Source organism: Fibrobacter sp. UWB4 (assembly GCF_002210345.1).
In the GTDB taxonomy this organism is placed as follows: domain Bacteria; phylum Fibrobacterota; class Fibrobacteria; order Fibrobacterales; family Fibrobacteraceae; genus Fibrobacter.
In genome coordinates this window covers 20654-36336 of the sequence record NZ_MWQI01000007.1, presented here as the reverse complement: position 1 = coordinate 36336, position 15683 = coordinate 20654, and the positions used below count along the sequence as shown (strand labels likewise).

The window sequence follows — 15683 nt, the reverse complement described above, 5'->3', positions numbered from 1 at the left end:
TTATTATCTTTAATAACGCAGGAATATTGAATTTTTTCGGAGTGTTTCATGTCTAAATCAACGGTTTTCGTTCAGGCAGCCACATTCGCCACAGCATTCTCGCTCACCGCATGTATCGGGACCAGCCAATGCCCCTCTCCAGACACAAACCCCACAGACAAAACACAGTCCACTCCGTTCACGAAAGTTGTCGGACAAGATACAGTCCAATCCGCAGAAACGCAAATCGGAACGCATACCGAGATGCAGGTCGTTACAGGCGATAGCGCTACACAGATTCTCGACCAATTCAAGCTCACGACACCCGAGCAGATGTTGACTCCGGACCAGACGCCGACCATTCTCGTACAAACGCGAGTCGATACGGTCTTGATGATGCTGCCGCCGTGCGACCAGACCCATTTTTCGCACTGTACGCTTGAAACGACGATGGACCCGTACAAGGCATTCCCGGCACTTGCCAATTACGTCTTTAGCTACGCCGATACGCTTAGCCGCGCAGGCCAAACCGATTCAGCGTCCGTCATCTTGAACAGCTTTTCGACGATGGCTCCGATGTGGCAAGAATGGCAAGCCTACTCGGATACATTGCGCAATGATTTCGGCAAGCGCCGCGAAGAAAAGGCTAAAGAATTCGAATCCATGGCGCTCCAGATTCAGAATATGAACCGAGTGCAAGCCTCGTACAGCATGGTCGCCGAAACCGCAGACAGCTTGATTTCACAGCTCGCTCCGGGAGACTCGCTCGCGAACTGGGCTAAAGACCAGAAGAAAATCGCTTATACGAACACACTCAAGAAGGCTTCCAAGGAATTCAACGAAATCAAGGTTCTCGCCGACGAAAAGGCGCAATTCGCCGAAGCCCGTAAGCAGACCGAAACATTCCGCATCCGCTACCGCGATTTCGAAGACACACTCCATGTGCAGGCATTCCTGAACCACGTCGATGAACTTGAAAAAGCCACTGATTCCGAGACCGCCAAAATGTGGGAAAAGCAAGACCCTGAAAAGGCGCTCGCCCAGGCCGACACGCTCATCGCAAATGAGAAGTTCGACAAGGCAAAGGATTTGCTGAACAAGCTCAAGACAAGCAAGCTCCGCAAAGAAGCAAACGAAAAGTATATAGCCCTTGCCGACGCCTACTGCAACAAGCAGCGCAAAACCACATCGCAGATTTTTGCAAAGTCCCTGAAGCAAACGGACGAAGAAAAGAAAAAGAAATTGCTGAACGACGCCATCGCACCGCTCGACAAGTGCCTCGCGGAATTCCCGGAAACAACGCAGCGCGATAAAGTCGAAAGCAACAGAAAGTTTATTGAAAAGGAACTCACCAAGTGACAGACTGGTGGAATTACGCCCAGTACCCGGCGTTCTTTATTTTGGGTGCAGTCGTAAGCCTCATCAACAGCATCGCAGGCGGCGGATCTACACTCAGCCTCCCCATCATGATTTTCCTCGGGCTTCCCGCCACTGTCGCAAACGGCACAAACCGCATCGGACTCATCATCGGGAACTTCAGCAGCGCCTATAATCTTGCGCGTCACGGCTACCTGAACAAGAAGATATTCTTCCAGCTACTGCTGCCGACATTCTTCGGCGCACTCCTTGGCGCATGCTTCCTGGTCCGCATTGGAGACAAGCTCTTCCAGGCGATTCTCGCCGTCGTGATTTGCCTTGTGGTCATCATGAGCAACTTGCGCAAGGACATTCTCGGAAAGCCTCCCGAGAATCCGCCCGAGAAACTCACCGTCAAAGGCGCCATCGGATTTTTCTTGATTGCCGTCTACGGTTGCATCGTGCAGGTGGGCGTCGGCTTTGTACAAATTTTCAGCCTCACGCGTTACACCGGCCTCGACCCGATTCACGTGAACGCCGTCAAGAATGCACTCACGAACGTATTCCTGATCGTAAGCACAGTGGCACTCGGCATCGCAGGGAAAATTGACTGGCCCATCGCCATTATCATGGCCGCAGGCGCCTGGCTCGGCGGCTACCTCGGCAGTTTCACGCAGCGCAAGAAAGGCAACAAGTTCATCCAGCGATTCATCAGCATTTGCAGCATCGGCATGGCCATCGCACTCGTGGTGGACTTGGTGATGAAATAATTCTAGCTCACTGGATTCCTGTGATTTTCAAAGAGTTGCCGTAGATACGCGGCATCTCTTTTTTCTTGTTCTGTCTTGAGGTCTTCCATGATCTGCGCAAAATAGGCGGCCCTTCCTGAGTCTTTGGCAAGGAAGGCATCTTCATAACTGCTCTGCGCCACAGCAATCACTTCTGGATTGAAGCCTATCGTAATCTCATATTTCTTACAAGATTCAATCATATCTTCATCGTTTATACTTTTATAGTCAAAATCGATTTTCTTGAGAAGCATCGCCATATCGCCGACAATTTCAAGCAGGACATCGCTCGACGATGAAAAGCGCGACCGCAAGAAGCTGCAATACACAGCCTCCTTGTACATCTTCTTGTACATAAAGTAATCTTTCAAAAAGCGGAAGCAATGAATCATATCGCTAGAGCGATACGTGTACTTCATGGCAGAGACAATTTCTTTCCGCAAGTTTTCCCAGTGGCCTTCTGCACTGCAGAGCATCGCATACAAAATCCTACATTTTGCAGAGGACGGATTCCACTGGATCGCTTCGGTGACTCCTTTCAATGCTGTAGAATAATCGCCTAAATCTAAAGCAGCGAGCGCATACTGGCGATAGATCCAGTCCATCGGGCAGACGAGGCTGACATTCTTGATCTGCTGCGATGGATTCTGGTAAAAATGCTGATAAAGCACCCATTCCATCTCATCAGAAACGGCAACATAGCTGACGGCGTCGCTAGTCACAAACGGATGCTCTTTAAGCGCCTGCATGAGCGGCTCAAGAATCTTCAACGACTTTTCGTAATCCTTATTCTTGTACGCATCCAAAGACAGGCTCAAAATTTCCATCACGCCTTTTCGGCCGCCAATTTCTTCGAGCTTCTTGCTCATGATGGCGGACTTTATTTGGAAGAGGTCTTCCTGATTTTTGGCGTCTTCGATGGATATCATAGTCTACTTTCAAAAAATATTCTTTAATAAAATACACTATTTTGAAAGCAATAGGCAATACCCCAGAGAACGACTATACGCGCTTTTTACGGCGTTTCTTTTTCGGTTTGAGGCGTTCGCCGAGACCTGCGCGCAGTTCACCTTCTATTGCAGAACCGCCTGTAGCGAGGAGTTCCTTTTGCGGGCGTTTGAGCTTTTTGATACGCGCTTCCAGGCGGAGCGCTTCTTCTCGGGTTTCGAGTTCGAACGTGCGCAAAATGCATTCCGGCGGAAACGCCTTGGTAAATCTAGCCCCGTGCCCACTGCAATGTTCCTCATAGCGGGCATCGACATCCACGGCATAGCCCGTGTAAATGCGGTCACCCTTGCAACGGAGCATGTAGACGAAGTGAGCTTGAGTCATTGGTCGTTAGTCATTAGCCTTTAGAAAAACGCAATTTGAACTGTATATGGAGATGCCGGCTCAGAGGCCGGCATGACATTCCTAAGTTCTAAACTCCACCAACTATTCTTTCTTAGATACAATGCTCATGTAGATGGTTCCAAGGATAGCGGCACTAAAGCTTCCGAGGAGGATGCCAAGCTTTGCAGAGTCCTTGTTCGCACCGTCTTCAAAAGCAAGGCCAGCGACAAAGAGAGCCATCGTAAATCCGATACCGGCAAGCATGCCACCACCCCAAAGGACTTTCCAGGAGTAGCTCGGCTTCTTGGAAACGCCAACCTTCACGGACAAGAGGCTGAAGAGGAAAATACCTATCGGCTTACCGAAAATGAGGGCAAGAGCCACAGCGCCAAGCACAGGAACATCCAGACCACCGAGCTTGATTTCGACACCGGCATTCGAGAGCGCAAAGAGCGGCATGATGCCAAAGTTCACCCAAGGGACAAGCATCTTGTACATGCGCTCCTGAAGCGAGACACTTTCGCTTGCACCGCGCTTGAGCATCGTAAACACTTCATATTGTTCATTGCGGTCTTTCGTTTCTCCAGAGAGCACGTTTCCGACACTGTTCGTGAAGTTCGCGACCACGCCCTTCGCCACCACGGCTTTCGCCGGCACAGAGAGACCGAGAAGCACACCAGCAATCGTCGGGTGCACACCGGACTTGACAAAGAACGCCCACACGGCAATGCCGATAATGTGGAACAGCAGCAGATTACGCACACCGATGCGGAAGAACACGTTAATCAAGGCAAGGAGAGCAAAGGCGATTCCAAGAGCAGCAAAGTTGATACCGTCGCCACTCGGGTATCCAATCGCAATCACGAGAATCGCGCCGATATCGTCCGCAATGGCCAAAGTCAAAATCATCACGCGGAGCGCATGCGGAACCTTCTTGCCCAAGATAGCCATGCAGCCCACCACAAACGCGATATCCGTCGCCGTCGGGATTCCCCAGCCATGTGACGTACCCGGAGGGCAAAGAGCCAAGTAAATCAGCGCCGGGAAAAGCATACCGCCAGCAGCCGCAATAATCGGGAGGCTCGCCGCCTTCGGATCGCGGAGTTCGCCATAGGTCATTTCGCCCTTGACTTCAAGCCCGATATTGAAGAAGAATATCGTCATCAGCGCATCGTTGATGAACCAGTGCAAGTCGCCAGCCCCCACCCAGCTGCCTATCGTCACCACGAACGGCAGATGCCAAAAGTGCTCGTACGATGACGGACTCAGGTTCGCCCAGATGAGAGCCGCAAGCGTCATAATGATAAGCACTATGCCGCCCGTCGTCTCCACCTTCATCAGGCGCTCGATCGGGGTGATGATCTTACGTACCGGGGTTTCCGGAAACATATCTTCAATTTTATCGCTGCTTGTTACTCGTGCTGACATATGCATTTCAATATAGATAAGTTTTTACATTTTTTTGGAGCCGTACCGCCGTTGTAACAGATAAATAGGAATAAAATTACAAGAACATCGCAAGTACGTCCTTGAGTTTTTCAATACTGACCGGCTTTGCAATATGCTCGTTCATGCCCGCCTCGAAAGAAGCCTTGCGGTCTTCGTCAAAAGCGTTAGCAGTCATGGCAATAATCGGGATTTCGGCAACATCCTTGTTTTCGAAGGCGCGGATGCGCTTTGTCGCCTCGTAACCGTCCATCACAGGCATGCGAACGTCCATCAAGACGACATCGAACGGCCTCGATTTTGCCTTTGAAAGCATCTTCACGGCAATATCGCCATCTTCCACCGCCGTCACGATAAAACCATTGTCCTGGAGGATTTCCATCGTAATTTCGCGGTTGAGGATGTTGTCTTCGACCAAAAGAATCCTCTTTCCTGCAAATCCGGAGTTGACAAGGGTATCGCCTTCTCCGTTTTTCTTCAGCTGCACCAGCTTGAACTCAAACGTCATCGTGACTTCGGTACCGACATTCAGGCGGCTTGCAATTTCAATCTGGCCACCCATCATCTCGACGGAGTTCTTCGTGATGGCAAGTCCAAGGCCCATGCCGCGGACATCTCTCGACACTGCAGATTCTCTCGTAAACGGTTCATAGACCGTCTTGAGGAACTCTTCGCTCATGCCGATACCGTTATCCTTGATGCGGAACTCGTAGGCCGCATAGCTAGACTTCGTGAGCGGCGTTTCCTTGACGCTCATCGAGACAGAGCCACCTTCCTTCGTAAACTTGATCGCGTTTGAAAGCACCTTGAGGAGCACCTGGCGCAAGCGTTCCTTGTCGCAAACGACTTCGTCATCATTGATGCCGACGCAATCCAGCTGAAACTTGAGGTCCTTCGCCTGCAAGTCATTGCGGATATCGCGTTCCACCTCATGGATGACTTCGAACAAGTGCATCGGACCTTCGTTGAGGTCGAACTTGCCTGATTCAATACGGCTCATGTCGAGAATGTCGTTGATAATCGAGAGCAGGCGATCAGAACTCTGGTCGATTTTCACAAGGCAATCCTTGACGCGCTCGGTATCTTCCAAATGCGTTGACGCAATTGACGTAAGGCCGATGACAGCATTGAGCGGCGTACGGATTTCATGGCTTATGCTATTGAGGAATTCCTTTTTGGCGCTATTTGCCGCCTGCGCTGCCGAGAGCGCCTGCTTCAAGGCTTCGGCCTGCGTTTCGAGCTGTTCCTTCTGCTCCAGCTGCAAACGGGTCGATTCATCGACGCTGATAAAGCCCGCCACGATCTGGTTCTGCGCATCAGGAGCCTTACCCGCCATCACAAACTTGAGCTGCCAATATTCAACCACACCATTGATAATCATGCGGTAGTTGACATAATAGGCGCCCTTCGCCGCAAGCTTTTCACTCACAACTTCGCTAGACGTCATTTCCATGAACATCTTGCGGTCATCGGGATGCACAAGCGTATTCGCGATCAGCTTTAAGCGGTCCTCAAAGTTCCCGACCTTTCTCCAGTTCGGATTATCCGCCCAGTTATTCTTCTTGACGTAATAGAGATGGTCTTCGCGGGTTGACGGGTTGATGAAGCTCACCAGCGAAAAGTCTTCCGAAAGGCCCTTGATCACAGAAAGCCTTTCGCGTTCAGCCTCGACAGCGACCTTTTCGTCATTCACGTCTTCAACACCGATGAGCACGTAGCCCTCGCCCTTGCCATCGGCAAAACCAATCAGCGTATGGCGCAACCAGACCCAGTTCCCGTTAATGAACCAGCGCATATCCACAACTTTTCGGGATTCGTTCGGCCCCATCATTTCCAGGAAGGCATCCCTGTTGAACACGCTATGGCAGAGTTCCAGATCGTCCTTATGGATTTTCGTGAGTTCATCGTTGTTCATGATATCGTAAAGCGAAACATTGCAATCGAAACGGCTTAGAATTTCTTTGTACAAGTCATTCATGGCGCTCGGATAAACCACATACGATCCCGATTCCGGATTCACGTAATAGATATGGATAAAGTTTTTAGAAAGCAATCCCAAAAGCTTCATCTGCATGTAACGGACCCTTCCGACATCGTCCTGTTTCGAACGGTCAAATTCACTAGAAATACAGCGTATCGCCACTCGGTGGAGCAGCGCAAAATACGCAACAAAGAGAACAAGCACCAAAATTCCAAAGCAAAGCAAGATAGAGCGCACCTTGTGGATAGCGGCCATCGCCGTTTTTTCAGGCGCCGATATCACAATACTCCAATGGTTTACAGCCAACGGCCTATAATAAAAGCAGTTGGACTCCTCCCAGTAATTTTCAACACAAGCTTCACCCGTAGCACCGGCAAGCATGCTGTCAACATGCATCGAGAACAAGCCCTTTTCATTATCCATTTCATTCATGTAATCGTATATGCTTTTCAATGAATCGTGCTTGGTATCGGTAATAAACCGACCGTCATCGCGGTTGACGACATACACAAACATCTTGCGATTATAGCGATTGTCATTGCGCAAATACTGGTGAATAAGCCCAAGGCTAAATTTCCAGAATACAACAGCGACAGTACGCCCACGGCTCTTGACCGGTACAAAATGGAACAGGAGCTTTTCTTCGGGTTTGTCACTTTCAAGGTGTACTGCCACATGAGCATCCTGCGAGGATTCTTCCTTATACGAAAGCCCCATATTCAAAGATTCCGTCACAGCACCATCCGGCAAAACGACAACATCGCCCGGCAAAAGCACACTTATTTTCTGATCGCGCAAGAACGGCTGCATTTCGTGGAGCTTAGGCTGCAAGCTGTCGATAGAATAGTTTTCCCGGTCACCCAACGCATCGGCAACGAACTGCAATGTTCCGCCATAATGCAGGTTATTCATAATAAATTCATTCGACGAGACTTCGGCATATTCGCGCAACCGATTAAAGCAGCCATCCTCCACAATCTTCAGAATTTTTTGACAGGCAATAAAAAACAACAAAGTCGAAACAGCGACAAGAACTACGGCAAAAACAAGGTGATCCCGACGCATCACCTTTTCATTATGGATTCCATCAATATTCTTCAACATTCAGTCATCACTTTTTAAGGAATTTTGACAAAATATACTTCATTTTGTCAATGTCTATCGGTTTAGAAATGTGTTCGTCCATTCCCGCATCAAGTGCCGCCTTGCGGTCTTCTTCAAAGGCATTCGCCGTCATGGCAACAATAGGAATACGCGACTGGTAACCCGCCGGAAGGACACGGATTGCTCGGGTCGCCGCAAAGCCATCCATGATCGGCATCTGCACATCCATCAATATAAGATCGTACTGTCCCGGCTTAGAATCCTTCATAAGATCGACAGCCTGTTTTCCGTTTTCTGCCGTGAAAACTTCAAACCCGTTATCAACCAGAATGTCGCTTGCGATCTGGCGATTCATCTCGTTGTCTTCAACAAGCAAGACCTTCTTGCCCTTGAAACTGAAACCTTTTACCGGCATTTCAAGCTCTGCGCAATCCCGGTTGTGCAACTTGAAATCCAGATTGAGAACAACTTCTGTCCCCTTGTTCTCTTCGCTGAAGATTTCAATATTTCCGCCCATCATTTCCACAATGTTCTTTGTGATGGACATGCCAAGACCGGTTCCCTGGATCCCGCACACCGTCGAGGAATTCGCTCGCGTAAACGGTTCATAAATCATTTTCAGGAATTCCGCGTTCATGCCCATGCCGTTATCGCGTATACGGAATTCAAACTGAGCAGCCCCCAGCCTTTTCGACTTCTTTTCATCGACCTGCAGCAAGATGGAGCCGCCATCATGCGTGTACTTAACGGCATTAGAAAGCACGTTCAGGAGCACCTGATTCAGGCGCAGACGATCGCAGACGATTCCTGAATCGGAAACATTCATTTTCACATCAAACACGAGCTTCTTTGCATCAACATCCGCCTGGACAATATCCCTAAGCGCATTCACGATCTCGACAAGGTCCTCGTCCTTTTCCGAAAGCATCATCTTGCCCGATTCGATACGGCTCATATCCAGCACATCATTGATGAGCGAAAGCAGATGATTTGAACTCTGGCCAAGCTTGCGCAGGTAATCCAGCACAACCTCCTTTTCATCGATATGGGCCATCGCAAGTCCCGTAAAGCCGACAATTGCGTTCATCGGCGTACGGATATCGTGGCTCATATTAGAAAGGAACGTCGTCTTTGCACGGTCCGAAGACTGCGCCATTGAAAGCGCCTTCTGGAGCATCACCTGCTGCTTTTCAAGCAGGTCATTCTGTTCGGCAATTTTCGCATCCAGTTCAAGCTTTTCAACCTGATCATCACTCAGGAGCATAAACGAAAGTACAAACGAAACCACTTCGCCTTCATCGTTGCGTTCAATGGTCGTAAACTTCGCGCGCAGCCATTCCCCACTTTCAATCTTGAATTCCTGTTCACGCTGATCGTTATCCTTCAAGAACTTCTGCACATAGAACAGGTTCGACAGCTTGAGCCAATCCTGCTTAAACTCTTCCTGGACAAGGTTGCTGATTTTCTTGATCTCAGTAGAATACGTACTGTATAGCGGACGCTTTTCAACCCACGTCACGTTGGAGGATTTAATCGTACGGAACGAATTGTCTTCGACATTTACAAAGTAAATGGACACATAATCGTCGTACAGGATGTCGTTCACGAAATCCTTGAGAATAAGATCGTCCTTTTCGGCAAAACCAAGTGCAACAGCCTTCGGTTTGTCTAACTCGTCACCGACCTTCACGAACTTCATTTCGCAATAGTGCGGTCGGCCGCCCACATTCCCGCGATACGTCGTGATAAGCGTCTTCTGCCGGACAAGGTTTTTCTGGATATTCTCAATCGCGCCAGCCTCGCGCATCATCTGGCGGTCGCGTTCCCAGACAACGCCATCCACATATTCCTCGAACGCCTTGGAATATGAAAGTCCCGAACGGAAACGGCTGCCAAACAGGGATTCCGATTCCTTATTCATCGAATACGGGGTAATGGTATCCTTTTCAAGATCGATATAATAGACTGAAGAGTATTCCGATGCCAGGATATCGATAATTTCCAGATCCTGCTCGATCTTCTTCTGGTGCATGCGCGCTGTACGGATTTGCTCATCCTTATCTGCAAAGCCGATCACAAAAGCCTTCTGCTTTTTATTTACGGCAACGACTTTGCACTCACAGAAGTGGTCGGCAAAATTCAAGAACTCAAAACTCGTGACCCCCTTTTTCTGGAGAAGTGGCTTCAGGTTCTTTATCGAAAGCTTTTTAAAGACGAAGTCCTTGTTCTCCGCCGCGACAATGTTACCGATAATAAAGTTTATCGCCTCGCTATAGGTCATTTCCTTGAGAGAACAGCAAAGCCTCTTCTGGATGTTTGCGTTCAGCTTATGCGGAGTCACGATGTCCGATTCCAGGTCGCAATAGAAAATGCACGAATAATCCGACGCCAAAAGCGATGTCACGGCGGCATCTTCGTCCATGCGCTTCCTGCGGTTGATTTCGTTTTCCGCAAAACCAGCGACCAGCTTCAGCACGGCAAAATTCTTTTGCGATTCCTTCGGATTATCTATGACGACAAAGCCATACCGCCGTTCACTGGATACAATCGTCGAGACTCCAACGCTCCTGACATCCAGAACCGGCAGCGTTTTATAAAGCCTGTCCCAAACTCCAGACTCGTCATTCTGCGAATCGAGATAAACGGCATCCATATCGCCAACAGACTCGATCCAGGGATTGATAAGTTCAAACGGGAGACGCTGAAGCCCTGCCTTATTGGGCCTTACACCCTTTCGGCACCATTCATACGTCATGCTGAGATAAGCCCTGTCCTTATCACTTTCCAGAATATAGGCCCTATCGGCATCATAAAAAGAGGCAAGCGTCGAAAGCAGCTCCTCGATGGCATCCTCAGACCGCTTTTCGGAATAAAGCACATCGATGCAGTCTCGGATCGTCGCATCCTGCTTCTGCTGCTCCGAGACGTTGTACGCCACCATCATCGCCTGGTATTCGTTCAGAATCTCGTTCTTCGAGACATAGCAGACAAAGCGGCTGTAATGCCAGCCTATGTGCGGCGAATAAAAGCGGCATGTATATTCAGGAATCGAATCGCCCTTCTGGAACTGTTCAATAAGCGCCTTTGCAGAAAGATGCTGGATAAACGCCTTACGGTATTCCTTATCGACAAGCTGGTTTGCAATTTTTTCTACAACCGCATCATACGACGGAAAATCTTCACCAAAAGAGCCGCTCACATCCCGCGACTCGCCTTCGACAATCTGGACAAAGGGGCGCGAAATTTTCCCTTCAGAAAGATTCACCTTAAAATAGCTATAGGCCTTATCAAGAATCGCCTTTCCATAAAGCTTCTCGTTGAGAGCGCTCTGGAACCGTTCACGCCGGGTATCCAGATCCATCGTCTTGATTTCGTCGCGCAGTTCTTCTTCGGCGGTCTTCTGGATTAACGCAAGCTCGGTAATGTCTCGATGCCAGCCCTCAAGCCTTACCCCTTTCTTATAGCCATAATTGCGGGTTCCTCCACAGCGGACAAAGCGGACCCGACCATCGGGAGCATGCCATGGATACTGGATTTCAGGCGCCTCGCCAGCACTCATCTTATCGACATACGACTTGACTTCAGCAAAATGATCGGGATCAATATTGTCAAACCAGGCATGAAACACGTCCTCTTCAGGTACACCATCCCCAAGACCAAGCAATTTAAGCATGGTCTGGTTTGCCGTCATCCGCGGAGCGCATCCTTCGTCTATTTCGACAGCCCACAGCCCAATGCCAAAACAATCAAGATTATCGGTCGTCAAAGTTTTCGTGTTTTCATCAGCCATAAATAAGGTCCCATATCCTATCTTATAAAAATAATACGTTTTATTATTAAAATTTCAAATCAACGAAAAAATTTATGTCAAGTTAAACAACACTTTTCCTGAAAAAAGCTAAAAAAGTAAAAAAATCCGGACATCTTTCGACATCCGGATTTTGTTTCCATATACAGATTCTACTAGAAGAATGCAGGCGGCCAACGCGGGTTCTTGGAGGACATATCGATCTTGTAGAAGTCCTTCTCGAAACGGCCATCGTCCATGCCGTACATCTGCATCACGTGGCGAGCAATCCACTTGCCGAGCTTGAGCACAGTGAGTTTCTTGCGGAGGCGGCCCTGGCAGTCACGGTTCATGATATCCGGAAGCGTGGAGGTCGTGAGGATTTCGTCGATAGCCGGGCTGTTGAGCTTTTCGCGGGCTTCGGCACTGGTGTGGAAGTGCGTCACGCCAAAGCACACGCGGTTGGGGTTGCCCTTCTTGATGTGTTCGCAGCACTGAACGATTGTCGTACCGGTACGGACCATGTCATCGAACACGATCACGTCCTTGCCTTCGATTTCTTCGATGCTGATGTCGGAGAGTTCCGGGTTGAAGGTCATGCTGATTTCGCGTTCGCCAGTACGGACCTTGTCCATCACGACTCGCTTGCATTCCGGGAGCTGGAGAGCGTCGAACACGGCGTTCATGAACGGACGTGCGCCCTTGTCCGGGGAGACAATCACGAGGTTGTTGCCGTCCTTGCCGGTCTGCACAAAGTTGCTGTTCTTGATGTAGTGGGCGTAAACGTCCGTCGGGATCAAGTTGTGGAAGTTGCCTTCGAAAATTTCGTTGAAGAGATTCTGAACCTTGATGCTGTGGTTGTGGCAGGTGACAACGGCATCGACACCAGCAGTCTTCAAAAGCTGGGCGTAAAGGAGGCTCGTGAATGCCTGGCCGTCGAATTTCTTGAGGTCGATGTCCGGGCGGTCCTTTTCGAGTTCACCGATGCGGTGCGGGCCGCGATCCTGGGCGCTGTAGAAGAGGTCCGGTTCAACCAGGACGACCTGTTCTGCACCGTTGTCCTTGGCGGCGCGGGCCAAGATGAAGTTACGCATCGCATAGTCGTTGCGGCTGCGTTCATGGTTAGAGACAGAGCAAATCAAGACAATCTTGCCTTCCAGACGCTTGCCGATATGTTCCAGGTCATCCATGTCCAGCATGTAGCGGGGGCAGAATTCGGAGTTGGCGAAAGTCTTCAGGGAGACTACGTCGGAGATATCTTCACGGAGACCGATGTACTGCGCCATGTCGATGGCAAAAGGATCATCGGTAAAGTTGCCGGTCACGATAAAACGATCTGACATTTTCCTAGCCTTGATTTAGGGGGTTATTTTGTGTTATTCCCAAATATAGTTAGAATCTATCCACGTTTCAAGTTTTAGGGCAAGAAAATTACCAAAAGCAAAAAAGCCCCGGCTTTTAGCCGAGGCTCTTTCTAGATACTTTGTTCTAAAGCAACTGTCGCAGTCGCGACTCTCGCCTGATTAGGCCTTCTTGCAGCCCTTCTTGCACGGAGCTTTCTTAGCCGGAGCCTTGGCACCCTTGCGCGGATCGCCAGCGTAGACAGCAGCCTTGCCGAGTTCTTCTTCGATGCGGAGGAGGCGGTTGTACTTGCAGACGCGGTCCGTACGAGAGAGGGAACCAGTCTTGATCTGGCCAGCGGCAGTACCGACGGCGAGGTCAGCAATGAAGGTGTCTTCGGTTTCGCCAGAACGGTGAGAAACGATCGGAGCATAGCCTTCAACCTGAGCGCGCTTGATAGCAGCGAGGGTTTCAGAAACAGAACCGACCTGGTTCACCTTGATAAGGATAGCGTTAGCGATGCCAGCCTTGATGCCTTCGTCGAAGATGGTCGGGTTCGTAACGAACAGGTCGTCACCCACGAGGTTGATCTTGCCACCGAGCTTGTCGGTAAGAACCTTCCAACCTGCCCAGTCAGCTTCATCGAGACCGTCTTCAATGGAGAAGATGGAGTACTTGTCGATGAGCTTTTCATAGAGCTTGACCATGTCAGCAGACTTGAGGGTCTTCTTGGTGCTCTTCTTGAAGGTGTAGGTAACAGCCTTGGAGCCTTCCTTTTCAGTATCCTTGTCGCAGAATTCGGAAGAAGCAACGTCAAGAGCGATCTTGATGTCCTTGCCGAAAACGTAACCAGCGTTTTCAGTAGCGGTCTTCAAAGCAGCGAGAGCCTTTTCGAGGGTCATCACGTCCTTGATTTCGTAACCGAACTTGTTCTTAGCCGGCTTGATAGCAACGCCCGGAGCAAAGCCACCTTCGTCACCGACGGTCGTGTCGAAACCACCCTTCTTGAGGACAGCCTTAAGAGCGTGGAAGATTTCGGTCACCATCTGGAGACCCTTGGAGAAAGTCTTAGCGCCAACCGGAGCGATCATGAATTCCTGGAAGTCGATCGGAGCGGAAGAGTGAGCACCACCGTTGATCACGTTGCACATCGGGCACGGGAGGGTGAGCTTTTCAGTGCCATGGAGCTTAGCAATGTACTGGTAAAGCGGAAGGCCAGCATCCTTAGCAGCAGCAACGCAAACAGCCATGGAAACGCCGAGGATAGCGTTTGCACCGAGCGTGTTCTTGAGCATGCGGTTGCCGTCGAGTTCGATCATAGCGTCATCAACTTCAGTCTGCTTGGACGGATCCATGCCAACGATCTTCTTAGCGATCTTGGTGTTGACGTTCTTCACGGCAGTGAGAGTGCCCTTGCCGAGATAGGTCTTCTTGTCGCCGTCGCGGAGTTCGCAAGCTTCGCGTTCACCGGTGGATGCGCCACTCGGAACAGCTGCGTGACCAACGATACCGTTGTCAAGAGTGACATCGACTTCGAGAGACGGATTGCCACGGGAATCCAAAATCTGACGAGCCCAAACTTTAGCGATTTTAGCCATTTTATTAACCTTCTGTTAAAGTGAAAATTTTTTGTGTTCTAAATATAAAAAAGTAGGAAGTAGGTAGTAGACAGTAAGAAGAAAAAATGTGAAGATTTAGTTGTTAGCGATTAGTCATTGGTCATTAGTTGTTAGTCATCAGTTAACGCTTCTTCGTCATCCTGACTCTGGATCCTGTAAGGAGACAGAGGAAGGATCCAGTGATTTTTACTTATGACCGCCGAAAATTCCTAACTGTACGAACGCTCCAAAAAGAAAGCGTTGGTTCGTAATTTCAACATGGCCTCCTAAATCAAGGTAAGAACTTTTTGACAATACAAACCTTACTCCCATTGCTTGCGACCAGCCAAATTCCCAACCATACGACGAACTTAAACCACTAAATAAGTAATCCACAAAATGATGCGTTTCAAACAATCCTATTCTAGCATTTTCCGTTAATGACAAATACGTATTACCATTTACAACAGATGCCAATACAACCCAAAAAGATTCAAACGTCTCCGTACGTCCCATTAAAGATATTAAGAGCATGAACAAACAATCATCTGAAATAAAGCCTCGTTGAAAATCTATATCAAGATATCCAACAGCAAAACCAAAACTAATCCATTTATTTTTAAACAGCTCATGAGGATTTTCTCTTCCTCCAAACAATCTAAGTTGCAATATAGTCGGTCCCGCATAAGCAGCCTCAATTGTAAACCCCGATGGATAATAAGGATTAATTACATCTACAGAATCTAAATTTTGAGATATCCCCGCATCAACACTTTCAACTTTATTCGTATCAACTACATTGTTCGCATCAATATCAGCAGTCAACGAAATTTTCGAAAGAGAGTCAACATGTAGTGAATCAACGCGCAAAGAATCCTGCAAATCCAGAGCAGGTTCCTGAGCCAACGCTTGAGTCGCAAAAATCAAAACACAGCAAAGAAAAAATCGAATAAAACTCAACTTCAAAACAA

The 15683-nt window shown here is 49.0% G+C and carries 10 protein-coding genes; 2 read left to right on the top strand and 8 right to left on the bottom strand.

What is annotated here, in order from left to right; genetic code table 11:
- The first annotated feature begins 48 nt into the window (after positions 1 to 48).
- Positions 49 to 1338 carry a hypothetical protein gene (locus tag B7990_RS10835; protein WP_141099266.1) on the top strand — a complete coding sequence of 430 codons (1290 nt, stop codon included), beginning with the start codon at positions 49 to 51 and terminating at the stop codon, positions 1336 to 1338.
- A complete protein-coding gene (locus B7990_RS10830) occupies positions 1335 to 2105 on the top strand; it encodes a sulfite exporter TauE/SafE family protein (RefSeq protein ID WP_088640966.1) in 771 nt (256 codons plus the stop codon). The genes B7990_RS10835 and B7990_RS10830 overlap by 4 nt, the downstream gene beginning before the upstream one ends.
- A 2-nt stretch (positions 2106 to 2107) precedes the next feature.
- Here the strand turns inward: B7990_RS10830 and B7990_RS10825 are convergent, their stop codons facing one another.
- The 8 genes from B7990_RS10825 to B7990_RS10790 all read right to left on the bottom strand — a co-directional run bounded on the left by B7990_RS10825 (position 2108) and on the right by B7990_RS10790 (position 15672).
- On the bottom strand, positions 2108 to 3052 hold the full coding sequence (locus B7990_RS10825) for a hypothetical protein (protein WP_088640965.1): 945 nt from the start codon (positions 3050 to 3052) through the stop codon (positions 2108 to 2110).
- A gap of 73 nt (positions 3053 to 3125) precedes the next feature.
- Positions 3126 to 3455: a GIY-YIG nuclease family protein gene (locus tag B7990_RS10820; RefSeq protein ID WP_254917492.1), complete on the bottom strand. Its 330-nt coding sequence runs from the start codon at positions 3453 to 3455 to the stop codon at positions 3126 to 3128.
- A 102-nt stretch (positions 3456 to 3557) separates the two neighbouring features.
- A complete protein-coding gene (gene nhaA, locus B7990_RS10815; RefSeq protein WP_254917491.1) occupies positions 3558 to 4844 on the bottom strand; it encodes a Na+/H+ antiporter NhaA in 1287 nt (428 codons plus the stop codon).
- Positions 4845 to 4959: 115 nt separating this feature from the next.
- Positions 4960 to 7986 carry a response regulator gene (locus B7990_RS10810; protein WP_088640963.1) on the bottom strand — a complete coding sequence of 1009 codons (3027 nt, stop codon included), beginning with the start codon at positions 7984 to 7986 and terminating at the stop codon, positions 4960 to 4962.
- Positions 7987 to 7993: 7 nt separating this feature from the next.
- A complete protein-coding gene (locus tag B7990_RS10805; RefSeq protein ID WP_088640962.1) occupies positions 7994 to 11776 on the bottom strand; it encodes a response regulator in 3783 nt (1260 codons plus the stop codon).
- A gap of 173 nt (positions 11777 to 11949) precedes the next feature.
- On the bottom strand, positions 11950 to 13116 hold the full coding sequence (locus B7990_RS10800; RefSeq protein ID WP_088640961.1) for a ribose-phosphate pyrophosphokinase: 1167 nt from the start codon (positions 13114 to 13116) through the stop codon (positions 11950 to 11952).
- Positions 13117 to 13296: 180 nt separating this feature from the next.
- Positions 13297 to 14712 carry a phosphopyruvate hydratase gene (gene eno, locus B7990_RS10795; protein WP_088640960.1) on the bottom strand — a complete coding sequence of 472 codons (1416 nt, stop codon included), beginning with the start codon at positions 14710 to 14712 and terminating at the stop codon, positions 13297 to 13299.
- Between the two features lie 207 nt (positions 14713 to 14919).
- Positions 14920 to 15672 carry a hypothetical protein gene (locus tag B7990_RS10790; protein WP_254917488.1) on the bottom strand — a complete coding sequence of 251 codons (753 nt, stop codon included), beginning with the start codon at positions 15670 to 15672 and terminating at the stop codon, positions 14920 to 14922.
- Positions 15673 to 15683: the final 11 nt, after the last annotated feature.